At 70.9% G+C, this 23,393-nt stretch carries 20 protein-coding genes and 2 pseudogenes; 8 read left to right on the top strand and 14 right to left on the bottom strand.

The features are described from left to right. Positions 1-159: 159 nt before the first annotated feature. The 3 genes and pseudogenes from ACWDUZ_RS01870 to ACWDUZ_RS01860 all read right to left on the bottom strand — a co-directional run. A complete protein-coding gene (locus ACWDUZ_RS01870; protein ID WP_451629770.1) occupies positions 160-1,161 on the bottom strand; it encodes a ferritin family protein in 1,002 nt (333 codons plus the stop codon). 438 nt (positions 1,162-1,599) lie between these two features. After that, positions 1,600-2,310, bottom strand: coding sequence for a PP2C family protein-serine/threonine phosphatase (locus ACWDUZ_RS01865; RefSeq protein ID WP_451629769.1), 711 nt, complete (start codon positions 2,308-2,310; stop codon positions 1,600-1,602). A gap of 34 nt (positions 2,311-2,344) precedes the next feature. After that, positions 2,345-2,629 (bottom strand): annotated as a pseudogene (locus ACWDUZ_RS01860) (PAS domain S-box protein); the annotation flags it as partial. Between the two features lie 520 nt (positions 2,630-3,149). Between ACWDUZ_RS01860 and ACWDUZ_RS01855 the strand changes: the two are divergent. The 4 genes from ACWDUZ_RS01855 to ACWDUZ_RS01840 all read left to right on the top strand — a co-directional run bounded on the left by ACWDUZ_RS01855 (position 3,150) and on the right by ACWDUZ_RS01840 (position 8,169). Then, positions 3,150-4,052, top strand: a complete 903-nt coding sequence (locus ACWDUZ_RS01855; protein WP_451629768.1) for a universal stress protein — start codon at positions 3,150-3,152, stop codon at positions 4,050-4,052. Positions 4,053-4,066: 14 nt separating this feature from the next. Further along, positions 4,067-6,751: a pyruvate, phosphate dikinase gene (gene ppdK, locus ACWDUZ_RS01850; RefSeq protein ID WP_451629767.1), complete on the top strand. Its 2,685-nt coding sequence runs from the start codon at positions 4,067-4,069 to the stop codon at positions 6,749-6,751. Further along, positions 6,748-6,954 (top strand): hypothetical protein, encoded by a 207-nt coding sequence (locus tag ACWDUZ_RS01845; RefSeq protein WP_451629766.1) that lies wholly within the window; start codon positions 6,748-6,750, stop codon positions 6,952-6,954. The genes ppdK and ACWDUZ_RS01845 overlap by 4 nt, the downstream gene beginning before the upstream one ends. Before the next feature lie 198 nt (positions 6,955-7,152). Then, positions 7,153-8,169, top strand: coding sequence for an Acg family FMN-binding oxidoreductase (locus ACWDUZ_RS01840; RefSeq protein WP_451629765.1), 1,017 nt, complete (start codon positions 7,153-7,155; stop codon positions 8,167-8,169). 109 nt (positions 8,170-8,278) lie between these two features. Here the strand turns inward: ACWDUZ_RS01840 and ACWDUZ_RS01835 are convergent, their stop codons facing one another. Continuing rightward, entirely contained in the window at positions 8,279-8,617 is a 339-nt protein-coding gene (locus ACWDUZ_RS01835; protein WP_451629764.1) for a cupin domain-containing protein, read from the bottom strand. Positions 8,618-9,262: 645 nt separating this feature from the next. Beyond that, complete coding sequence (locus ACWDUZ_RS01830) at positions 9,263-9,589, bottom strand: hypothetical protein (RefSeq protein ID WP_451629763.1); 327 nt, start codon at positions 9,587-9,589, stop codon at positions 9,263-9,265. 373 nt (positions 9,590-9,962) lie between these two features. Here ACWDUZ_RS01830 and ACWDUZ_RS01825 point away from each other — a divergent pair, with 373 nt between their 5' ends. Beyond that, a complete protein-coding gene (locus ACWDUZ_RS01825; protein WP_451629762.1) occupies positions 9,963-10,721 on the top strand; it encodes a CBS domain-containing protein in 759 nt (252 codons plus the stop codon). An 82-nt stretch (positions 10,722-10,803) separates the two neighbouring features. On the opposite strand, the gene ACWDUZ_RS01820 is transcribed toward ACWDUZ_RS01825, so the two are convergent. Continuing rightward, positions 10,804-11,856 (bottom strand): class I fructose-bisphosphate aldolase, encoded by a 1,053-nt coding sequence (locus ACWDUZ_RS01820; RefSeq protein WP_451629761.1) that lies wholly within the window; start codon positions 11,854-11,856, stop codon positions 10,804-10,806. A 334-nt stretch (positions 11,857-12,190) separates the two neighbouring features. Next, positions 12,191-13,087: a universal stress protein gene (locus tag ACWDUZ_RS01815; protein ID WP_451629760.1), complete on the bottom strand. Its 897-nt coding sequence runs from the start codon at positions 13,085-13,087 to the stop codon at positions 12,191-12,193. A 618-nt stretch (positions 13,088-13,705) separates the two neighbouring features. Between ACWDUZ_RS01815 and ACWDUZ_RS01810 the strand changes: the two genes are divergently transcribed. Both ACWDUZ_RS01810 and ACWDUZ_RS01805 read left to right on the top strand, forming a co-directional pair. Then, a complete protein-coding gene (locus tag ACWDUZ_RS01810; RefSeq protein WP_451629759.1) occupies positions 13,706-14,380 on the top strand; it encodes a CBS domain-containing protein in 675 nt (224 codons plus the stop codon). A 147-nt stretch (positions 14,381-14,527) separates the two neighbouring features. Beyond that, positions 14,528-15,781: pseudogene (locus ACWDUZ_RS01805) on the top strand (PP2C family protein-serine/threonine phosphatase). 372 nt (positions 15,782-16,153) lie between these two features. Here the strand turns inward: ACWDUZ_RS01805 and ACWDUZ_RS01800 are convergent. From ACWDUZ_RS01800 to ACWDUZ_RS01770, 7 genes are all read right to left on the bottom strand, one after another. Then, entirely contained in the window at positions 16,154-16,399 is a 246-nt protein-coding gene (locus ACWDUZ_RS01800; RefSeq protein WP_451629758.1) for an acyl carrier protein, read from the bottom strand. Beyond that, positions 16,399-17,757, bottom strand: a complete 1,359-nt coding sequence (locus tag ACWDUZ_RS01795; protein WP_451629757.1) for a dihydrolipoamide acetyltransferase family protein — start codon at positions 17,755-17,757, stop codon at positions 16,399-16,401. Before ACWDUZ_RS01795 ends, ACWDUZ_RS01800 begins: the two co-directional genes overlap by 1 nt. Next, positions 17,750-18,739 (bottom strand): alpha-ketoacid dehydrogenase subunit beta, encoded by a 990-nt coding sequence (locus ACWDUZ_RS01790; RefSeq protein ID WP_451629756.1) that lies wholly within the window; start codon positions 18,737-18,739, stop codon positions 17,750-17,752. The genes ACWDUZ_RS01795 and ACWDUZ_RS01790 overlap by 8 nt, the downstream gene beginning before the upstream one ends. Further along, a complete protein-coding gene (pdhA, locus tag ACWDUZ_RS01785; protein ID WP_451629755.1) occupies positions 18,739-19,776 on the bottom strand; it encodes a pyruvate dehydrogenase (acetyl-transferring) E1 component subunit alpha in 1,038 nt (345 codons plus the stop codon). Before pdhA ends, ACWDUZ_RS01790 begins: the two co-directional genes overlap by 1 nt. A 54-nt stretch (positions 19,777-19,830) precedes the next feature. Further along, entirely contained in the window at positions 19,831-21,633 is a 1,803-nt protein-coding gene (gene acsA / locus ACWDUZ_RS01780) for an acetate--CoA ligase (RefSeq protein WP_451629754.1), read from the bottom strand. A gap of 219 nt (positions 21,634-21,852) precedes the next feature. Then, positions 21,853-22,311, bottom strand: a complete 459-nt coding sequence (locus ACWDUZ_RS01775; protein WP_451629753.1) for a CBS domain-containing protein — start codon at positions 22,309-22,311, stop codon at positions 21,853-21,855. A 10-nt stretch (positions 22,312-22,321) separates the two neighbouring features. Then, complete coding sequence (locus tag ACWDUZ_RS01770) at positions 22,322-22,600, bottom strand: DUF1540 domain-containing protein (RefSeq protein WP_451629752.1); 279 nt, start codon at positions 22,598-22,600, stop codon at positions 22,322-22,324. A 313-nt stretch (positions 22,601-22,913) separates the two neighbouring features. On the opposite strand from ACWDUZ_RS01770, the gene ACWDUZ_RS01765 reads away from it, so the two are divergent. Beyond that, positions 22,914-23,336, top strand: a complete 423-nt coding sequence (locus tag ACWDUZ_RS01765; RefSeq protein WP_451629751.1) for an Hsp20/alpha crystallin family protein — start codon at positions 22,914-22,916, stop codon at positions 23,334-23,336. Positions 23,337-23,393: the final 57 nt, after the last annotated feature.

The raw sequence follows: 23,393 nt of genomic DNA, 5'->3' as shown, positions 1-23,393 counted from the left end.
CCGGACCGGCGATGAACTCCCACGCCGGCTGCCCGCATCGCCTGGCCCGTCCTCGTTCCGGAGGCAATGCGGCAGGCAGTGCCACGTCGGCTCGTGGGGAGCACCGACCGGCCGGACGTCCTTGCCGACTGTCCGGCCGGTCTCGCGGCTCAGCCGGCGTCACTTCAGCTGGTCGAGCGCCCGCTGGAACGCGGCCGCGTGTTTGGCCTCGTCGGCGGCCGTGTCGCGGAAGAAGCGGGCGGCGGCGGTGTCGCCGACGGCGTCGGCCTGCTTGGCGAACCCCGGATACAGGGTGGTCGCTTCGGTGCGCTCCCCGGTGATAGCCGTGCGCAGGTTCGTCCTGGTCGGGTGGACCAGGCCGGCCTGGACCGCCTCCTCGGCGAAGTGCTCGTGCAGCTCGACCCCGGCGGTGCCCTGGAACAGCCGGGCCAGCGCGGCGTTGCCGGTCTGCCTGGCCTTGGCGGCGTAGAGCATGTACTTGGCGTGGGCGAGTGCCTCGCCGTGCAGGGCGGTGTCGAGGTTGGCCTTGGTGCGGGCGGCTTTCACCTTCGGCATACCGGCGGGCACCGACACCGTGGAGGCTGTCTGCGGTGCCGGGATGGTGCCGCGGCCGGTGGTCACGACCGTCAGCGCGGTGCGGTAGGCGTCGCGGTGGCGGCCCTCGTCCGAGGCGATCTCGCTGAACAGATCGGCGGCCTCGAGGTCTCCGTCCTTGCGGGCCTGCTCGGCGAAGCCCCGGTACATGACCTGGTGCTCGTAGGTCTCGCCGTTGATGGCCTGGCGCAGGTTGGCCGCGTTCGTGCCGACGACATCGGCCAGGGCGGCCGCTTCGTGCAGGTGCTCGTTCAGCTCGGTCTGCGCCGTGGTGCTGAACAGCTGGCCGACAGCCGTCTGAGCCTGGCGGGCGAGCTTGCCGTCGGCCGGCCCGTTCTGGGCGTCGGCTTGGGCCGCGTAGAGGCTGTAGGAGGCGTACGCGTACGCCTCACCCTTCATCGCGGTGGTCAGATCGGCAAGAGTCTGAGCGTGGGGAGCCCGCGCGGCGGCGCGGGACGTCGGGAGTTGATCGGCCGGAACGGCAAGAGCCACGGCTGTGGCCGCCTGGGACGCGGCGGTCAGTGCGCACAGGCTGACCAGGATCGTGCGCATCGAGTGGCGGAACATGTGTCCTCCTTTCGGGGCACCCGTGCGTACGAGCGCCCCTCCCCATGCCACCCGCCCACCTGCGCTCCTGCCGCTTCACGTAAACCGGTCGAGTGAATTCGGACAGTGACGAGACCGCGCTACAACTGTCCACGACGACTGGCGTGAGGTGGCACTTTCCACGCATGCGGGACCTCAGAAGCGCGCAGAACGGCCCGAGAAGATCCGGAGATGTGCCGCCACCGCGCCCGGAGACCGGAGAAGCCGGACACAGTGCGGTCGGTGACGGAACTCGCCGCACCGCCAACGGCCTGGCCGGGCCTGTGCTCACCCTGAGACGGCCGAGCCGCCCGGCACTCGAGCGCGCGACGTCGCTCGGGGTGCGTGGGCGCCGCCGCGTGTGCGTGCCTCGCTCACGCCGGTCGGCCGGCCGGCCGGCTTCGTTCGGCCGACGGGTGCCTATACGGACGGCGAGGACGGCGATGTCGTCCTGGGCAGGATGGGGGCGAGGTCGGCGAGGAGCAGATCGCACAGTCCGTTGAGAGAGTGCCGGCTGCCGGAGAGGAGGTGGGTGAGTCGGGCCAGGCGCTGGTCCAGGTCGCAGCCGCGGGCTTCGATCAGCCCGTCGGTGTAGAGGACGAGAATGCTGCCGGGGGCGAGCGCGTACTCGCTGGTGGTGTAGGTGATGCCGCCGATCCCCAGCGGTGCGCCGGAGGGCATCTCGAGCAGCCGACTGGTGCCGTCGGGGGTGATGACGGCGGGCGGAGGGTGACCGGCACGGGCGAAGGAGCAGGTGCCGGTGGTGGCGTCGCACACGCCATACAGGCAGGTGGCCAGGACCGGGTCGTCGAGTTCCTGCAGGGCGTGGTCGAGGTGGTGCAGGAGCTGAGCGGGGGGCGGGTCCAGGCGGGTGAGGGCACGCACGGTGGTGCGCCTCTGTCCCATGACGGCGGCGGCCGTGATGCCGTGGCCCATGACGTCGCCGATGACCAGGGCCGGCGCCGGGTTGATCTGCTGAAACCGCAGGTGGGTGTCGAAGACGGCCAGGCCCACCGGGGAGCGGACGAAGAGACCGTCCAGCAAGGCGCCGGTCCCCCGGGCCCGCCGGGCAGCGCGGGCGTCGGCGGCCAGACTCAGCATCCCCCAGGCCTCGCCCGGACGACTGGTCACCGGGCAGCCCCACACCTCCAGTTCGACGGCGGGATCCGTTCTTGTGCCGGAAGGGCAGCGCCCCCGTCACGCTCCGGCCCTCCGCCACCGCCCTGCGCAGCAGACGGGCCGCCGGGCGGCTGTCGGCCACGACAAGGTCGATCGCGTCACGGCCCAGGACGTCCTCGGCGCTGTACCCGAGCAGCTCCGAGGCGGCCATCGCCCACGGCACGATCCGCCCCGTGCCGTCGGAGACGATCAGCGCCACGGGGAGAACGTCCCACCAGGTCCCTGGCCGTTCGTCCCCGCCTGCGCCTGCCTTCGTCTGAACATCGGGCATCATGACCGCTTCGCACGTCACACTGAAGTACTTGCAGCTCTTGTCCTAGTATGGGCCGATTACGGGCATCCGGCACATACGTCCCAAGGCCGTGCGATGGAGAGCCTTCCCTGGGCGAAACCGACGGCCGCGTTCGCTGGACGATGTGCGTCCACGCCGAGCAGGACCCAGGGGAACGCGGCGCATGGGCTGCGGCGCGTGCGGGATCGGCGGGTACGGGTACCCCGGGGCAGGCAGAGGTGGCGGCGAGGGCGGGCACGGTCGACGTCGTGCGGCCGATGGCTTCGTCGCCCATCGAGGGCACGCCGGGCACACCCGTCGCCGTACGAATGAATGACACGGTCCACGGCGATCCGCCTTCGCTGACCAGCAGGAACCACCCCTGCACCACCGTGTCGGCCGCCCGCCCGGGCGCTGGGGCCGAATGGGCCTGGGGGAGACCGTGCGGCCCATATCCACCACGTGTCTGCGGTAAGACGCTGGCAGTGACGAGCAGACCGAAGCGCAGGAGGTGCGCACCATGCTTTCGCCCGTCATCGCCGGAGTGGACGGATCGGCCGAGAGTCTTGCCGCTGTCGAGTGGGCAGCCCGCGAGGCCGTGCGTCGTGACCGTCCGTTGCGACTGGTGCACGCCTGGAACTGGCATCCCCGTCAGACGGACGGCCAGCCGACGAACGCCGGGCAGAGGCATCTGGCGCGGCGGGTCCTGCGGGAGGCGGAGGAGCACATCCGCGCCACCGCCCCCGGGGTGCGCCTCACCGACGAGCAGGTCGAGGGTCCGGCGGCCGCGGCTTTGCTGAAGGCCGCCGAGGGGGCGGAGTTGCTGGTGCTGGGTTCGCGTGGCCTGAGTGGCATCACCGGACTTCTGGTCGGTTCGGTCGCTCTGGAAGTGGCAGCGAGGGCGACGCGTCCCGTCGTTCTCGTACGCACGGGGGAGGAGGCCGAGGACGAACACTTCCCGGCGGACGACGAGAGCCCGTCCACCCGGACCGGCTATCGCGATGTCGTCCTTGGAATCGACGTCGCCGATGCCTGCGACGAGGTGATCGAGTCCGCGTTCGAGGCGGCCCGGCTACGGCAGGCCCGGCTGCGTGTCGTGCACGCCTGGCAGTCACCGTCCGCGATCGGCCTCGGCCCCGGCGAGATCGGTCTGGTCAGCGATCCCGAGCGGGCCGAGGAGTGGCAGCAGTTCCTGTCCGCCGTACTGAAGGCGTGGCGCGAGAAATACCCCGAGACCGAGGTGCTGGAGACCGTCGTGGAGGGCAAGGCCTCCACCGCTCTGGTCCGCGCCGCCTCCGCCGCGAGCCTGCTCGTCGTGGGCCGCCGCCTGTCCGAGCGACCGACACTCCCACGCATCGGTCCCGTCACCCGTGCCGCCATCCACCACGTCGGCTGCCCGCTGGCCGTCGTCCCCCACGAATGAGAGGCCCGAGTGCGATGAGCACACCGACGAAGTACGTGTACGAATTCGCCGAAGGCAGCCGGGAGATGGCCGACCTGCTCGGTGGCAAGGGAGCCGGCCTGGCCGAGATGACCGGGCTCGGCCTGCCCGTGCCGCCGGGCTTCACCATCACCACCGAGGCGTGCAAGGTCTACCTCGCGACGGGGCAGGAGCCACCGGAACTCGGCATCGAACAGGCCCGTGCCCTCGCCGGGCTCGAACGCACCATGGGCCGCACCCTCGGCGCGGCCGACGACCCCCTGCTGGTGTCCGTACGATCCGGCGCGCGGTTCTCCATGCCCGGCATGATGGAGACCATTCTCGACATCGGCCTCAACGACGAGTCGGTCGCCGGCCTCGCCAAGACGTCCGGGCAGGAGAGGTTCGCCTGGGACTCCTACCGGCGGCTCGTGCACATGTTCGGTCGCACGGTGATGGGCGTCGACGGCGACCTGTTCGAACAGTCCGTCGCAGCGCACAAGGCACAGCGCGGAACGCGCGACGACCACGATCTGGACGCCGGGGAACTGGCGCAGCTCACCGAGGAGTTCAAGTCGATCATCCACCGGGAGACGGGTGAGGACTTCCCCCAGGAACCGGTCGAGCAACTCCAGCGCGCCATCTGCGCGGTCTTCGACTCCTGGAACGGTGAACGCGCCCGCGTCTACCGCCGTCGCGAGCACATCCCCGACGACCTCGGCACCGCCGTCACCGTCCAGGCGATGGTGTTCGGCAACCTCGGCCGCGACTCCGGAACCGGCGTCGCCTTCACCCGCGACCCGGCCACCGGCGCCCGCGGCACGTACGGCGACTACCTGCCCGACGCCCAGGGCGAGGACGTCGTCGCCGGCGTGCGCGACGCGGTACCCCTGGACGAGTTGAAGATCCTCGATCCCCGCTCCTACATCGAACTCGGCGACCATCTGCGCAGGCTCGAGAACCACTACCGCGACCTGTGCGACGTCGAGTTCACCGTCGAACGCGGCCGGCTGTGGATCCTCCAGACACGGGTCGGCAAGCGCACTGCGGAGGCCGCCTTCCGCATCGCCCATGACCTGTGCGAGGAGAAGACGATCACGTCCGACGAGGCGCTGGCCCGCGTCGACGGGGCCGAGCTGACCCGGCTGATGTTCCCCCGCTTCGCCACCACCCCCACCGACGTGCCCCTCGCCCACGGTGTCCCCGCCTCACCCGGCGCGGCGGTCGGGGCCGTCGTCTTCGACTCCGCCGAGGCACGGCGCCGAGCCGCCGCCGGACAGCAGGTCGTCCTCGTACGCCGCGAGACGACCCCCGACGACCTGCCGGGGATGATCGCCGCTCAGGCCGTCCTCACCAGCCGCGGCGGCAAGACCAGCCACGCCGCCGTCGTCGCACGCGGCATGGGCAAGGTGTGCGTGTGCGGGGCCGAGTCGCTCACCGTCGATCCGGTGGCCCGCCGGCTCACGACGGACACCGGAGTCGTCGTTCGCGAGGGCGACATCGTGTCCGTCGACGGCTCCGCCGGCACCGTGCATCTCGGCGCGCTCCCGCTGACCGCCTCCGACGTCGGCCGCGCGCTGGAGACCGGTGAGAGCACCGGCCCGCTGACCGGGGCGGTGCTCGTAGCCCTCGCCCACGCGGACTCCGTCCGCCGCCTGGAGGTACGGGCCAACGCCGACACACCCGAGGACGCCGCACATGCCCGCCGGCTCGGCGCCCAAGGCATCGGCCTGTGCCGCACCGAGCACATGTTCCTCGGCGACCGTCGGGCGCTGGTCGAGGCGATGATCCTCGCCCGCGAGGAGACCGTACGCGAGGAAGCGCTGGCGGCCCTGCTGCCGCTGCAGCGGGCGGACTTCATCGGCATCCTGGAAGCGATGGACGGGCTGCCGGTGACCATCCGTCTCATCGACCCGCCGCTGCACGAGTTCCTCCCCGACCGCACGGAGCTGGCCGTCCGCCTGGCGAGCGCCACTCATCCGGACGTCCACGACCGCGAACTGCTCGACGCCGTCGAGCACATGCACGAGCAGAACCCGATGCTGGGCCTGCGCGGCGTACGGCTCGGGCTGGCCGTTCCGGGCCTCATGGCGATGCAGGTCAGGGCGATCGCGGAGGCCGTCGCCCGCCGTCGGGCTGAAGGCGGCCGACCGTGCGCCGAGATCATGGTCCCGCTCGTCGGAACGGCCGAGGAACTGCGGCTGGCCCGGACCGATGCCGAGCGCGTGCTCGCGGAGGTCGCGGCCGAGACGGGCGAGTCCCTGGACCTCCCGATCGGCACAATGATCGAACTGCCCCGTGCGGCCCTCACCGCCGCCCGCATCGCCGAAGCCGCCGACTTCTTCTCCTTCGGCACCAACGACCTCACCCAGACGACCTGGGGGTTGTCCCGCGACGACGCCGAGGCGTCCTTCTTCCCGTTGTACCTGGAAAAAGGCGTTTTCAGCGTGTCCCCCTTCGAGACGATCGACCAGGAAGGCGTCGGCAGGCTCGTGCGGCTTGCCGCCGAAGCGGGCCGTCGCGCACACCCGGGGCTGGAGACCGGGGTGTGCGGAGAGCACGGCGGCGACCCGGAGTCCATCCACTTCTTCCACCGGGCCGGCCTCGACTACGTCTCCTGCTCGCCCTTCCGCATCCCGGCAGCCCGCCTGGAGGCGGGGCGAGCGGCCCTCACAGACGCGGAGACCAGCGACAGCCGGTGACGGTCCTGCTCAGGGCCGTACGGCGTCAACGGCACGGACCTTGGACGCCGAGGTCCTGCGCTCGCTTCGCCGAGGGCGGCACCCGGCTGATCGCCCAGCGGTCCACCGGCTGCGACACCGCCGAACGGGCCGCTGCCGTCGAACGGGCCGCTGCCAAGGACATCGGGCCGACGGTGGGCCGCACGCCGCACTGCTTGCCGTGACCGGTCGCCGAGTTCGCCCGGACCCGTCGTCCTGCCCGACGTCTCAGGGCGTGCATCGGCAACCGGCTCACCGAGGTGAACCGGCTCGAGCCGGGGCATGAGAACGGCCGACTTCGAAGCCGATCCCGAAACGTGCGAGTGCCCTCCGGGGGTACTCGCCGGGTGAGCCGGGGCTGCGTGGTGTGTGAGGAGGGCGCGATGGACACACGGCCGTTGGACGCGAAGACGGTGGCCGAGCTGGTCGCCGAGGCCGTGACCGCTCCTTCCATGCACAACGCGCAGCCGTGGCGCTTCCGCTTCCTGGCGAGCGAGCGTGTCCTGCTGCTGATGGCCGATCTCGACCGGGCCATGCCTCGCTCGGACCCCGGCAACCGAGCGTTGTACATCGGTTGCGGAGCGGCGCTGTTCAATCTGCGCGTAGCCGCCGCGCACTCCGGGTTCACCCCGGCCGTCCGGCTGCTGCCCGATCCCACGGAGCCGCTCCTGCTCGCCACCGTCCAGCTGCACGAGGCGCGCGGCGCGGCACCGGACGAGGACGATCTGTCGCGGCTGCACCCCGCGATCCGCCGGCGGCACACCAGCCGTCACCCCTTCGACGAGAAGGACATCCCAGAGGACGTGCGAGCCGCATTGCGGCGGGCAGCCGGCCAAGAGGGCGCCCAACTGCTGTTCCCCGGGCCCTGGCACGTGGAGACCGTGCTCGACCTGGTCCACGACGCGGAGAGCCGTGACGCCCTGAGTCCCGAACGCATGGAGGACCTGCACCACTGGACCCGACTGGGCCCGGAGGCGGGCATCGCGACCGACGGCGTCCCCGAGTACGCGTTCGGGCCCCGGATGCGGGACGGCAGGGCTCCGCTGCGCGACTTCGCCGGCCGCCGTCCCGTGGCCGACCGCGGCGCCACCGCCTTCGAGAAGAACCCGCACCTGGCGCTGCTGAGCACACCGGGCGACACCCCCGCCGACTGGCTGCGCGCGGGGCAGGCACTGGAGAGTGTCCTGCTGGAGGCGACCTGCGCAGGGCTTGCCACCTCGCTGACCTCTCACGCCCTGGAGAGCTCGGACCTGCGCCTGCTGGCCCGTGATCCGGTGGCGGGCACAGGCCACGTACAGATGGTGCTGCGCCTGGGCTACGGACCGCAGGGACCCCCCACGCCCCGTCGCCCTGTGCGGGATGTCCTCGAGGTGGTCCAGCAGGGGTGGCACGGCGACTGATCGGTGTGGTGGGTGTGGCTCTGGCGCGGCGCCCGGCCTGGGTCCGTCGGCGCATGATCAGGGACATCCGAGGACTGCTCGGCCTGACGCTGCCCCTTCGGATGGACGATCATGTGTCCGCGGAGCCGCCGGCCGCGGCGGGCAGCATGGTGAGCAGCATGATCGTGGGCTCGAGGGCTCGGACGGTGTGCGGCAGCCGGGCGGGCAGGTGGACCCAGGTGCCAGGCGTCGCCTCGGTCTTCTCGTCGCCCAGTACGAGGGCGAGACGGCCCTGGATGACCTGGATGACCACGGGCAGGGCCGAGGTGTGTTCCGTCAGTTCCTGGCCGGTGGCGAAGGCGAAGCCGACCACACGGAGCCGGTCGTCGCGGTACAGGACGCGGCTGAGGGTGCCGTCCTCGGGCAGGGGCAGCTCGGCGGCCAGGTCCTGGATCACGGTCGTGGGCATGGAAGGGGATCTCCTCACTGTGCTGGCGCGGTCGGCACGGCAAGCAGGCCGATGGCGCCCAGGTGGTCCCGGTGACGGCGGAAGACGCTGCGCATGTGCAGCACGCGCCGCAGGGCCGACGGGTCGCGCAGGGCGCGGCCGGCGATACCGAGGGCCCGGAACAGTCCTTCGTCGGCGACGAGGCGGCGCGGTTCGGACCGCGCGGATCTCGGTCGGCCCGGGCGCGGTGAGGGCCTCCAGCCGGGCCACCGCGGCGGGATCGCGGTCGACGGCGGTGTAGGCGGCCGGCGTGCGCGCGAGGATCAACGGGGCGGTGGCTCCCAGTCCGGCGGCGAGCTCCACCACCCGGTCGTCGGGGCCGACGGCGAGGGTGTCGAGCATCCAGCGGGTCAGCTCCAGGCCGCCGGGGCGCAGGACACGCTTGCCGAGGCGGGCCAGGAGCCAGTGGCCGGGCATGCGGGACACTTCCAGTCCGGCACCGGGGGTCGGTGCGTTCCTGGAGAGTGGCTGGTCACGGTCTGTCGTCGCCATGCGTGTGCCCTCACTCTCCACCTGCCTCTTCAGAGCTACTCAGGCAAGCCTAATTTTTTGCCTCCCGGGTGCGGATGGGCCGAAGGTCCCGATGCGCGGGGCCTGGCGGCCCGGTCACAGCAGGCTGCTCCAGTACGGCGAGAAGCGCGTCAGGACGGGGACGGCGATCACGTCGTACCAGGCGGCCACGAGCATCCGGTGCGTCTCCGGTGCGAGCGCGAGCCTGCTCCGGCCGGCCGCCGGGACGGGATGATGCCGTGCTTGAGGTTGCGCAACGTGACGTACCGGAACAGGGCGATGGTGACCGCCCGGACCAAGGTTCTTCAGCAGTCGCCAGTCGTCGACGGTGAGCTCGAAGGACGCGAGCCGGCCGATGACGCCGGTCAGGGCCAACAGCCGGCCGACACGCCGACCCGGCTGTGCCGGGCGGAGCGGTCTCATACGATCCCACCTGGCCGGATCGCCTGATAGAGACCCTCCGTCTGCTGCGTGATCACATCCTCATTCACGTCGGCAGCGTTGTGGGGGCCGATGAGCACGAACAGCGTGTAGGTGGCGCAGTCCCGCCCCTCGAGCACGACGACCAGCCGTGGCCCGGTCGACCGCATCCACTCCCGCGGCTTCCCGAGTCCCGTCCGCAGACGGGACGGTCCAGACCTTGCCGGCCGGAGGAGATTAGGGCCGACCGGCCCCAGGGCCACCCCCGGAGAGCCCATGGCTGAAGGCCCGCGCCGCTGGATGCTCGAACTGTCCGGGGCAGAAGCCGGTTCCGGAGGCTGTCCTCTGTGCCGACCGGGCTGAGGAGGAGACGGACATGAAGCACAACAAGATCGGTTCGGTGATGACGGACGATGTCGTCCGGGCCGAGTACGGCACCCCGTTCAAGGAGGTCGCCCGCATGCTCGCCGACCACGAGATCAGCGGCCTTCCGGTGGTGGACGAGGACGAGCACGTCATCGGGGTGATCTCGGAAACGGACCTGATGACGCGCCAGGCACTTGCGCCGGGCCGTGGTGACCTGGGCCGTCACTTCCGCGCACTGCTGACGATGACTGCCCGGCGCCAGGCGGTCAAGGCGAAGGCTCGCACCGCCGGTCAGCTGATGACGGAGCCGCCCGTCACCGTGCACGCCGACGACTCCATAGTGGAGGCCGCCCGGACGATGGCCGAGCGACAGGTGGAGCGGCTGCTGGTGATCGACGAGGAGGACAGGCTCGTCGGCATTGTCACCCGGCGTGACCTGTTGCGGGTCTTTCTGCGGCCCGACACCGAGATCCGCGAGGAGGTCGTCCGAGAGGTGCTGGTGGGTGCCCTGGGGCTGGCCCCGCGCAGCATCGGAGTCTGGGTGACCGAGGGTGTCGTCACCCTGGAAGGCCGCATGGAACGCAGGAGCGAGACCGAGATCGCCGTGTCGATGGCCCGGCAGATCGACGGCGTGGTCGACGTCGTCGACAGACTCACACACCGGCTCGACGATTCACGGATGAGGCTCGACGGCGGCGCGACGCAAGGCGGCGGGTTCGACGACGGTGCCACGCAGGAGAGGGCCGGCGACTGGCTGCGCGGAGCCTGAGAGGGCTCGTACGGCGGAGGGCGCGGACCTGTGGGAGCACGCGCGGGGCGCGACCTCACCTCGGTGACGGGTGCCGCCCTGGTCAGGCGACGGTGACGCTGTCGTCGAGGTAGACGTCCTGAACGGCGTGCAGGAGCTCCACGCCCTCCTCGGTGGGCCGCTGGAAGGCTTTGCGACCGGTGATGAGTCCGGTGCCGCCGGCCCGTTTGTTGATCACCGCGGTCCGTACGGCCTGTGCGAGGTCCCCTTGGCCGGCCGATGCGCCACCGCTGTTGATCAGGCAGACCCGGCCCATGTAGCAGGTGGCCACCTGCCAGCGAGTGAGATCGATCGGGTGATCGGTGGTGAGCCTGTCGTACAGGCGCGGGTCGGTCCTGCCGAAGTCCAGAGCCGGATAGCCGCCGTTGTTCTCCGGCTGCTTCTGCTTGACGATGTCGGCCTCGATGGTCACACCGAGGTGATTGGCCTGTCCGGTGAGGTCGGCCGACACCGCGTAGTCCACTGTGTCCTTCTTGAACGCGGGGTTGCGCAGATAGCACCACAGCACGGTGAACATGCCCAGCGCGTGGGCGTGCGCGAAGACCGCGCTGACCTCCTGCAACTGTCGGTCGGACTCCTGCGAGCCGAAGTAGACCGTCGCGCCGACGCCGGCCGCGCCCAGGTCGAAGCACTGCTCGACGGTGCCGAACATGATCTGGTCGTAGTGGTTGGGGTAGGTCAGCAACTCGTTGTGGTTGAGTTTGACGATGAAAGGGATCTTGTGGGCGTACCGCCGTGACACGGCCCCGAGCACGCCGAGCGTGCTGGCGACGGCGTTGCAGCCGCCCTCGATGGCGAGCTCGACGATGTTCTTGGGATCGAGACAGCGGGGGTTCGCGGCGAATGCGGAGGCCGCGGAGTGCTCGATGCCCTGGTCGACCGGCAGGATCGACACATGCCCCGTACCGGCCAGACGGCCGTGGTCGAAGAGGGATTGCAGGTTGCGCAGGACCCGGGGTGAGCGGTCGGTCGCGGCCACGCTCCGGTCGACGAAGTCCCGCCCCGGGAGCACCAGGTCTTCCTTGGGGATCCCTCGGGCGGTGTACGCCAGCAGGTCTGCGGCCTCGTCGCCCAGCAAGCCCTGGATGTCGGTCATCGGCTCGCCTCTCCGGTAGTTCGGAACGCCGAAGGCGTCACCCGGGTTCCCCCGAACCGCTGGGTTCATGTGAGTCCACCAGGTGTCGACAGGCCGGCGGCAGAGGACCGTCCGGCACTCATTGCACGGGGCAGCAGGCGGGCTGTGTCGTACAAGGCGCGGGTCAGAATCAGCAGTTGGATCAGGACGACTGCAATGATCATGGCACTGGCCTGTGGGTCGGCGGTGGACGGCTGCTCTTCGGGTCGGAGATGACCTCGCAAGGCCCGATCGCCCGGGACCCCGCGCGGGCCCCCGGCGCGGCTGCGGCCGACCCGATCACCGGTGCAGGCGGTCAGCCGTGCGGGACCACCGCGACCGGCGCCGTGGCGTGGTGCAGCACGGCATGGGCGACGGGCCCGATCCGGGCGCCGAGCGAGGCGTGCCGGATGCGGCGTCCGACGACGACCAGCGAGGCATCGGCCGCGGCGTCCACCAGGTGGGCGCCGGCGCTGCCGACCGCGGTCTGCTCGAGGACCTCCACGCCGGGGAACTTCTCGCGCCAGGGCGCCAGGAGCTCCTCGACGGCACCCGCCTCCTGGCGGGCCAGCTCGTCGTTCAGTGCAGGATCGACCAGAAGGCCGTGGGCGACGTAGGGTTGCGGACTCCAGCCGTGCACGACGCGCAGCCGGGCCGCACGCCGGGCGGCGGCCTCGAACGCGAACGTGACGACCGCCTCGTCGGGGCGCCCGTGGCCCAGGCCCAGGACGACGTCCCGGTACGGCGTGACGGTCGAGGGACGACCGTCCGCGTCCGACTGGTGCTCGTCCTCGGCGCGCGCGCAGGAGCGGACGAGGACGACGGGCCGGCCCGCCTGTGCCGCGAGGGCCAGCCCGACGGAACCGACCAGGAATCCGGCGACACCGCTCAGTCTCCTGGACCCGATGACCAGCGGGTCGGCATCGGAGGACGCAGCGAGCAACGCCGTCACGGGAGGCTGCGCCACCCGCTCCGAAGTGATCTCCAGATCGGGGTGGCTCTCGCGCAGCTGCTCGGCAGCCTCACGCAGGACGCGCCCACCCCAGTGCCGGTGCGTCGCATCGTCGGGTACCGGCTGGGCGTACGGCTGCCAGTCCCAGGCGTGCACCAGATGCAGCGGCAGGTTCCGCCGCCGGGCTTCGCGGGCGGCCCACTCGGCTGCGGCCATGCTTTCGGGCGAGCCGTCCACTCCGACGGTCACGGTACGGGGCATGACCAGGACCTCCTTGCGGTCGATGAGGGGCGCGGAGCGGCCCGCTACCACGGTGTCACCGGAGCGGACACGGCGGCAGGGGCCGAGTGGCCCGCGGTCGCAGGTGGCGTACGGCCCCACGGCGGACCTGATCGGCCTCCGAGAAGCGGTCCTGGGGTTGATCGGGGCGTCGTTGGGCTTCGGTCCCCCACTGCCCTGCGGCGGTGCCGCGGCGTCGTTACCTGCCCTTCACCCGTTCGGCAGCACGACGCCCCGGCTCCTCGTACCGTCCTGCGACGGGGACCTGATCACGAGGAGGTCGAGGACCGGTCCGGCGGCTGGGATCCCTGACGGTTTGCGCATCCGTTTCGATGTGGTTCCGGAGGAAGGACGCGGAGCCGCGCGAGCACGATGAGATCGCCTGAGGACCGGCAATCCCTGACAATGTGGCTGTGTTCGACGTGCCACAGGCGCGACACACCGACGCGAGGGGTGCCGCAGCGGATGCGCGGTTCACCGGCGGCCCGGTCTTCGGGACCGCCGGCGGACCGCAACGGACCTGAGCGGGTCTCTCGTGCGCCTGACACCGCGGACACCTGAGCGCGAGCGATGGTCACCACCCGGAAGGGGAGTGCGCACATGCACCACCGAACGGTCGGAGAGCTCATGACCCGGGACGTCGTCCGGGCCCGGCGTGACATGCCCTTCAAGGAGATCGTCAGGCTGCTGGCGGAGAAGGATGTCACCGCGGTGCCGGTGGTGGACCAGTTGGACCGCCCGATGGGTGTGGTGTCCGAGGCAGACCTCTTGCGCAAGTGCGCGGACCAGGCCGACCCGTCCGGCCGGACACCTGTTCCGCACCTCGAGGCCTGGGAGCGGGCCAAGGCCGAGGGAGCCAGGGCCGAGGAACTGATGTCGGCCCCCGCGGTGTGCGCACGCCCGGAGTGGAGTGTGGTCGAGGCAGCCCGTCTGATGGAGGTCCACAACGTCAAGCGGCTGCCCGTGGTGGACGAGACGGACACGTTGCAGGGCATCCTCAGTCGCGGCGACCTGCTGCGGATCTTCCTGCGCCGCGACGACGCCATTCACGACGAGATCACTCGGGACGTGCTCCAGGGGACGTTGGGCCTCGCCCCCGAACAGGTGACGGTCGAGGTACGTGAGGGACAGGTCACCCTCGGCGGATCTGTCGAGTTCAAGACCCTGATCCCCGTCATCGAGCGGTTGTGCCGGAGCGTGGACGGCGTCGTCTCGGTCTCCGCGCACATCGCCTACCGGACCGATGACGCCCGACGTCACCCGACCGCCCCATGAGCCCGGACCGATCGACCGCCCCGGCCGGCCGTGTCCGAACGGCCCCGACCGGCCCTGCGCTCCGCACCCCGGCGGCACGGCGACGGGGGAGCGCCCCGATGGCACTGTGGACGACGGACCGGGCGTGGAAGGGTGGGTCGTGTGCGGATGGCAGTCCAGGTTGATCATGCGGCGCTGTTCGCCGCGACTCCGAGCCCGTATCTGGTGCTGGGCCCCGATCTGGTGATCGTGGACGTCAACCGTGCCTATCTCGAGGTGACCGGGTGGACCCGGGACGACCTGCTGGGGCAGTACATCTTCGAGGCGTTTCCGGACAATCCGGATGACCCGGATGCCGACGGGGTGCGGAACCTCAAGGCGTCGTTGCACCGGGTCCTGGCCACGCGTCGGCCCGACACCATGGCACTCCAGAAATACGACATCCCGGTCCGGGGGCGACCAGGAGTGTTCGAGCAACGCTGGTGGTCGCCGGTCAACACCCCGGTCCTGGGCGCGGACCGGCAGGTGGCGTGGATCATTCACCGGGTCGAGGACGTCACCGCGTTCGTCGAGGAACACCAGTCCGCCCACCCTGCCAGTGTCCGGGTGGGGCAACGTCTGGAAGCGGCCCAGTCGCTGGAGGCCGAGCTCTACGCGCGAGCCCGGGAGCTGCAACGACTGAACGAGGAACTTCGGCAGGCCCACACCCGTGAGCGCGAGGTCGCCGTCACGCTGCAAGAGGCCATGCTCCACGCCCCGGACCTGGCCCACCACCTACAGGACATCGCGGTGCGCTACCTGCCCGCGACCGGTTCCCTCAACGTCTGCGACGACTGGTACGACGTCGTGGACATCCCGCCGGACCGGCTCGCCCTGGCCGTGGGCGACGTCATCGGCCACGGCCTGGAAGCAGCGGCGGTCATGGGCATGCTGCGCAGCGCGCTGTCGGCCGCCATCCGCGCCCTGGAGCGCCCCGCGCAGGCGCTGGAGGTGCTCGGACTGTAGGCCCGCTCGATCGAGGGAGCTCTGGGCACGACCGCGATCAAGGTCATCGTGGACCTCCGTAGCCGCTTGATCAGCTACAGCCGCGCCGGCCACCCGCCACCGGTACTCGCCCACCACGACGGCAGCTTCGAACTGCTCGATCAGGCCACCGATCCGCCCTTGGGCGCCCGGCCTCAGCATGTCCTCCGCCCCCAGGCAACTGTCCAGTACCGGCCCGGTGACACTCTGGTCATGTACACCGACGGTCTGATCGAACGCCGTGACGAGGACATCGACACCGGCCTGAACCGCCTGACCAGTGCGATCAGTGAGTACAGCACGATGGGCGCCGAGCAGCTCGCCGACACACTGCTGGCTCGCCTCGGTGTCACCGGCGGAGGCCGCGACGACGTCGCTCTGATCGTCGGCCGCCTGTGACGGCGAGTACGCCACCCGTACCGCAACCTCCGTGGCAGGAGCCGCGGAGGCCGTGCCGGCCCTCGCCGGACGGTACGCGCGTGGCCCTGCGTGCGCGGGAAACGAAGAGCGCGGCGGCGGACTCGAGGAAGGCATGAACCACACGGCGGGGCCTTGAACTCCTCCTGCCTCGGCGTCAGACCAACAGGCCCCGTACACACACGGTGTCGACTCGCCTCCAGCCCATCTCGGGCAGAAACAACCAATCGCCGGTGGCCTTCTGCCCGTCCTTCGGACCGCTGCGGCCCTGCCCCCGCGAAGCGGCCGTGCCGTACGGGGCCTTGTGTGCCGGGAGCCGGGCGCCGCATGCGGCATGCGTGCTCTTCTTCGCGGTCATCGGGCGCGTGCGACCAGGAACCGGGTGGCGTCGTGCAGTGTTGTCAGCTGTGGGTAGTCCTCCTCCTCGATCCGCACAGCGGTGCGTTCGGACAGGGTCTCCACGAAGCTGAGGAAGTCCAGCGAGTCGAACTCGAGAGCGTCACGAAACGGGGTGTGCGGGTCCAGGGCGGTGAGATCGGCACCGGGCACCACACGAGTGATCGCGTCCTTGACGACGGTCTGGGCTTCGGTCTCGTCCATCACAGGTTCTCCGGTTTCTGGAGCAGTCGGTCGACTGCGTTCAGGAAGCGGGCACCCACCGCGCCGTCGCTGGCTCGGTGATCGGCGGACAGGGTGGCCGTGACGACAGGTCGTACGCCGATCATGCCGTGCTCCGCCCAGCAACGCTCGACGACGGAGCCGAAGCCGACCAGGGCGACCTGCGGTGGGTGGATGACTCCGTAGAGGCACTCGACGCCCTGATCACCGAGACTGCTGACGGTGATGGTGGCTCCCGCGATCTCCGTACCCCGCAGCCGTCCGCGTCTGGCCCGCTCGACCATGCTCTTCAGCCGGTCCATCACCTGTTCCACGGTGAGCGCGTCCACGTCGTGGATGACCGGGGCGGCCAGGCCTCCGTCGCGCAGGGAGATCACGAATCCGAGGTGCACGCCGTCGCCGGCGACGAAACCTCCGTCGAGCCAGAAGCCGTTCAGCGCCGGGACCTCACCGGCGGCCGCGGCGACGGCCTTGATCAACAGCGCGGCGGGGAGCAGGCGTTCGCCGACCGGCAACTCACGGTTCCGGGCGCGCAGCCACGCCAGCGCCGCGCTCATGTCGATCGTCGTGGCCAGGTAGTAGTGCGGGATCTCCCGGTTGGCCCGGCTCATCAGGTCGCCGATCACTCTGCGCATCGTGGCGGTGGGGGTGTCGGGCGTCCCGGCCCGGTGCGGAGTCCGGAGAGGAACCTGTGAAGTCGGCGGTGGTGACGGGGTGGGTGCGGTTCGAGGTGCCGCGGCGGCACCCGTACGTGCCGCGTTCCGCACATCGGTTCCCCGTACGGCTCCGTCCCGGCCCGTGCCGCGAACCGTCCCGAGGTCGACGTGCAGTTCCGCGGCGAGCCGCCGCGCGTAGGGAGTGACACGTGCGCGCCGGGTACCGGGGCCTGTGACCCGCTCGATGTCGGCGCGCACGATCCTGCCACCGGGTCCGCTGCCGTGCACCGCCGCCAGATCGACGTGCCGCTCGCCGGCGAGGTGCCTCACCAGTGGCCCGGCCTCGGGGCGGACCGATGAGGCCGACGGCACCGGGACGGGTTCTGGCCCGGCTTTCGGGGACTCGACCGCTGCCGACTCCGTCACGGGTGGATGCGTCTCCCGAGGCTTCCCTGTTTCGATGCGCGCCAGTGGTGTGCCCACAGGGACCTTGGTGCCGGGCTGGACCAGCAGTCGGCCGACGGTTCCCGACTCGAAACACTCGATCTCGACGGCGGACTTGTCGGTTTCGACGACGGCGATCACGTCGCCGTGCGTGATCGTGTCGCCGGGGGAGACCAGCCACTCCTGCAAGGTGCCTGCCTCCATGTCCGCACCCAGCGACGGCATGGTGAACTCAGCCACGGTGCCCCACCGCCTCCCGGGCCGCGGCCGCGATGCTCTCCGGCTGGGGCAGCGCGGCCTCCTCCAGGTGCCTGGCGTAGGGAATCGGCACCTCGGCGCTGCACACCCGTACGACCGGGGCGTCGAGCTCGTAGAAGGCCTGCTCGGTGATCCGGGCGGAGACTTCGGCGGCCAGACTGCCGGTGCGCCAGCCCTCGTCGACGATGACCACACGGTGCGTCCCGGCCACGGAGGCCATGATCGTGGTGTCGTCGAGGGGACGAAGGCTGCGCAGGTCCACGACTTCCGCGCTGATGCCCTCCTCGGCCAGGAGGTCGGCCGCCGTGAGGGTCTTGGGCAGCGAACCGCCGTACGTGAGCAGGGTGACGTCGTCACCCGACCGGCGGACGGCGGCCGAGGCGATGTCCACCGGACCGTCGGCAGGGGCGAGTTCGCCGGAGACGTTGTACAGGGAGCCGTGTTCGAAGAGGACCACGGGGTCGGGATCGGCGAGCGCGGGGGCGAGCATGCCTCGCGCGTCCTCCAGCGTCGCCGGGGCCAGGACCCGGATGCCGGGGATGTGGGCGTACCAGCCCTCCAGGCTGTGCGAGTGCTGCGCCGCGAGTTGCCGTCCCGCTCCGGTCGTCATTCTGATGACGACCGGCACCGAGAGCTGGCCGCCGGACATGTGCCGCAGAGTCGCGGCGTTGTTGAGGATCTGGTCGAGCGCCAGCAGGCTGAAGTTGACCGTCATGATCTCGACGATGGGGCGCAGGCCGGCGACGGCCGCGCCGATGCCCGTGCCGACGAACGCGGACTCCGACAGGGGGGTGTCCCGCACCCGTTCCGGGCCGAACTCCTCGACCAGGCCGAGGCTGACCCCGAAGGCGCCGCCGTACTTGCCGACGTCCTCGCCGAGCAGGAAGACCCGGTCGTCGGCCGACAGTGCCTCGCGGAGGGCTTCCCGCAGCGCCTCCCGGTACGTGGTCGTGCGCGTGGTCATCAGCGTCCCTCCGACAGGTCCGCGGGGGTCGTGGTGACGTAGCGCAGGAGGTCGCCGACGGGTTCCACCGAAGCGGCCTCGGCGGCGGTCACCGCGCGGTCGACCTCGTCCGTGGCACGGCGATCCAGTTCGGCGTACGCCTCGTCGTCGAACTCGCCCGCCGCCTTCATCCGCTGCGTGAGCAGGAACACCGGGTCCCGGGTGCGCCAGCGTTCGATCTCCTCCCTGCTGCGGTAACGGTCGGGGTCGTACATGGAGTGTGCGCGGAAGCGGTAGGTGCGCAGCTCCAGGAAGTACGGGCCGTGCCCGGCGCGTATGCCCTCCACCGCCCGGTGCGCGGCGCCCTCGACCGCGAGGACGTCCATGCCGTCCACGGCCCAGGCCGGCATTCCGTAGGACGCGGCGCGCATGGCCAGGTCCGTCTGCCCGTGCTCGGCGCGCAGCGGTGTCCCCATCGCGTAGAGGTTGTTCTCGCACGCGAGCAGGAGCGGCAGTCCCCACAGGACGGCGAGGTTCGCGGTCTCGTGGAACTCGCCCTCGGCGAAGGCGCCGTCGCCGAAGAAGCAGCAGACGACGCCGGGACCTCCACGCATCTTCTCGGCCAGGGCCAGTCCGGCGGCGAGCGGGAGGCCACCGGCGACGATCGCATTGCCGCCGAAGAAGCGGCGACCCGCGTCGAACAGGTGCATGGAGCCACCGCGTCCGCGGCTGCATCCGGTGACCTTGCCGTACATCTCCGCCATGACGGCGTCCGTGGGAACGCCACGGGCCAGGGCGTGGCCGTGCTCGCGGTAGGTGGAGACCACCGAGTCGGCCGGGCCGAGCGCGTCGAGCACGCCGACCGCGACCGCCTCCTCCCCGATGTACAGGTGCACGAAGCCCCGGATCCTCGCCACGCTGTACAGCTCGACACAGCGTTCCTCGAAGCGGCGGATCAGCAGCATGGAGGCCAGGAGGTCCCGCTGGTGCTTGGCTGCGGCGTTCTGGTGGGTTCCGCGGCGGCCGGGTTTGGCCGGTTTCCTGTGGTTGGTGCTCATCACCGGTCTCCGAGAGATCTTGGGATGGATCCGCCTTCGGCGCCCGGGCCGGACTCATGGCGCCGGGGGCTGCGGTGTCTCGAGGGTCGAGGTGTCGCCTTCGGGAAGGCCGAGTTCGCGTGCCCGCAGCAGTCGCCGCATGACCTTGCCGCTCCTGGTGTGCGGCAGATTCCGGTCGAAGGCGATCTCACGGGGCGCCACGGCGGGCCCCAGTTTGCGGCGGGAGAAGGCGAGGAGGTCCCGGAGGACGTCGTCGTCCGGCTCCACTCCCGGACGCAGGGAGACGTATGCCTTCACGATCGTGCCGGCGGTCGGATCCGGGCGTCCGATCACCCCGGCCTCCGCCACCTGCGGGTGCTCCAGCAGTGCGCTCTCCACCTCGAAGGGGCTGATCAGGTGGCCCGCGGACTTGATGACGTCGTCGGCGCGCCCGACGAACCAGAAGTATCCGTCCGCGTCCCTGCGCACGATGTCACCGGTGAGATACCAGCCGTCGGCGAAGCACGCGGCGTAGCGGTCGTCGGCGTGCAGATAGCCGCGGAACATCGACGGCCAACCGGGCCGCAGCGCCAGTTCGCCCTCCTGGCCCGCTTCGTGGACGGTGCGGACATGGCCATCGGGGGAGCGCCACACACCGCCGTCGGGGCCGCGGGCCAGAACGGCGGCGGTCATGCCCGGCAACGGGCGGCCCATGGATCCGGGCTTGATGGGACAGGCCGCCAGGTTGGCGATCACGATGCAGCCGGTCTCGGTCTGCCACCAGTTGTCGTGCACCGGGAGTCCCAGGACGTCCTGGCCCCACAGGACCACTTCCGGATTGAGCGGCTCACCCACCGAGGCGATGAAGCGCAGAGCCGACAGATCGAACGAGCGCGGCAGGTCGTAGGGGCCCTGCCGGGGAGTGGCCCGCATCATCATGCGCAGAGCGGTGGGTGCGGTGTACCAGACCGTGACCCGTTCCTGGGCGAGGACGCCGTACCAGCGGCGTGCGTCGAAGTCGCCCTCGTCGACGACGACCGTGACGCCGTGCGTGAGCGGGCCGATGATGCCGTACGACATACCGGTGACCCAGCCGGGGTCGGCGGTGCACCAGTACACGTCGTCCGGGTGCAGGTCGAGGGCATACGCGGCGGTGACGTGATGGGCGACCACGGCCTCGTGCACATGGAGTGCGCCCTTCGGGGCGCCGGTGGTGCCGCTGGTGAAGTGCAGCAGGGCCACTTCGCCGGGATCGGTGCGGGGGAGCGGGAAGTCGTCGTCGGCCGCCGCCATCAGCGCGTCGAAGGAGAGGGTGCCGGGCAGGTCCCGGCCGTGCTCACCGACGATCAGGACGTGTTCGAGTCCGGGCAGGTTGTGGCGTACGGGGGTGACCTTGCGTTCGTACAGCTGCTCCGTGGTGACCAGGACGCGAGCGTCGCCGAGCCGCATCCGCTGTGCCACAGGATCCGGTCCGAAAGCCGAGAAGAGCGGGCAGAGCACGGAGACGTTCCTGAACGTGCCGAGCACCACCGTGAAAAGTTCCGGGCGGCGCCCGAGCAGGGTGAACACCCGATCACCGCGGTGCACGCCCAGGGAACGCAGCACCCGGGCGAACCTGGCCGCGAGACGTGCGAGCGACGCGTAGGAGACGGACTCGGCCGTCCCGTCGCGGCGCACACAGCGCAGGGCCGTCCGGTCGCCGCGGCCCTCGGCCACGTGCCGGTCCACAGCCTCGTACGCGATGTTGAGACCACCGTGCGCAAGTCCGGCGAGCCGCTCGCGTGCCGCGGCCCAGCTGAACTCGGTGCAGGCCTTTTCGTAGTCGGTGAGGACCGGGGTCACGGCTGCCGGTGCCGTCTTGGCGATGACGTCCTGCATGGCGTGCCTTCCTCGTTCGCGCGGTCGTCATGGTCGCGGGGAGCTCGGATCCCCGTGATCGCCGCGAGGAGCGGAGGCCGCCGGCGGACCGGCGGGCCCCTGGCTGAGTCGCTCTCGTCCCACCGACCACTTTGTTCGAAGAGCGCAGCCGCGGACCAGGGCCGGACGACCCCATCGTGCGGGGCTGACGGCGCCCCTTCCGAGGCCGGTCGCATTCCTTCACACACCTTGCGACGACGCGTCCGCCGAGGGTGGGCCCGGCGGCTCCTCCAGGATGCTCCAGGCGATCGGGCCCAGCAGGTCGGCGAGCCGTTGGAAGACGTCCAGGAGCAGATCGTCCACGGTCAGCACCCCCACGACGCGGTGCTCCTCGAGAACGGGCAGGCGGCGCACCCCGAAGCGGCGGAAGAGCCGGTAGGCCACGTGAACGTCGTCGGTGGCGTCCACCGTGATGACCTGCTGTGACATCACGGCTTCCACGTGAGCCCGCGACGTGAGGCCGGCGCCTAGCCCGCGCACGGCGAGGTCGCGGTCGGTGACGATGCCGCGCAGCGCACCGTGCTCGACGACGAGCACCGAACCGACCCCCCGCGCGGCCATCTGCCGGGCCGCCTCCGCCACCGTGGTCCGAGGCGGGACGGCGACCGCTGGAGCGCTCATCGCCTCGGAGACCTTCACGCCTCCTCCGTCAGCGCGGGCTGTAGGTCAGGCAGTCCGCGGCTTCCTGGGCGGGGCCCACGGCGATGCCCCTGGCCTGGCACTCCAGTGTGACGTTGTGCCGGCAGTCGGTCATCTTGCACGCTCCGACCTGTCCGGTGGTGGTCGGATCACCGCCTTTGAACGAGGTGACGAAATACGTGTCGCACTGGGCGTGCGGTGGGTCCCCGACCGTGATGGCCAGCGCGTGACACGCGTTGCCGACGTTGTAGGCGCACGCGTCCACCGCGCACTCGGTGATGTAGGGCATGTCCACGAGGCCTCCTGGCATCCGGGACGCGCTGCGGGCCGACGGCGGCGGGGGCACGCGCAGCGCACTGTGACGATCAGTCCTCAGGGTGTTCACTCCTCACGGTGCGGCGCAGCGTCTGCCGGCGGTGCGCGCGACACCCGGATGCCGCGGGAATCACCCCATGGCCGGAACACCTCGCCGCGGCGCGCGGGCGAGCCGCGGCGAGGGACTTTCGGACCCGTACCCGGGCTGTTCGACCTCAGCGGGACGGCAGGGCGTGGGGTGTACTGGAGATGTCGGCAAGCGTGACCAGAACCAGGAGGAGCGAACGATGGCGACACTCGCGCGCAGGCAGAAGTTTCCCTTCCCGGAGATCCCCGAGTGGTTCGAGACCTTCCCCGCTCGTTTCGGCATGCCCGGCATGGGTGACCTGTACTCGGTCCGGATCGAGGAGTTCATGGAGGAGGGCCGCTACGTGATGCGGGCGGAACTGCCGGGCGTCTCTCCCGACGACATCGACGTGACCATCGGCGAGGGCACGCTGACTGTCAGGGCCGAGCGCACCGAACGAGAGGTGGAGAAGCACCGCAGCGAGATCCGCTACGGCTCCATGAGCCGGAGCGTGACCCTGCCGCCCGGGGCCGACGAGGGGGATGTCAGGGCCGAGTACACCGACGGCATGCTCACCGTGAGTGTCGGAGTGGGCCGCGAGAAGGCGCAGGAAAAGCACATCGAGGTCAAGCACGGTGCGTGACCCGCACCGAGGACTCCCGGTTCACCTGGTGAGCCCGCCGGGCGCGCGCCGGGAGGC

Source organism: Streptomyces sp. NPDC003393 (assembly GCF_053589015.1).
Note: the sequence above shows the minus strand (reverse complement) of the source record. Positions and strands in the feature narration are given on the sequence as shown.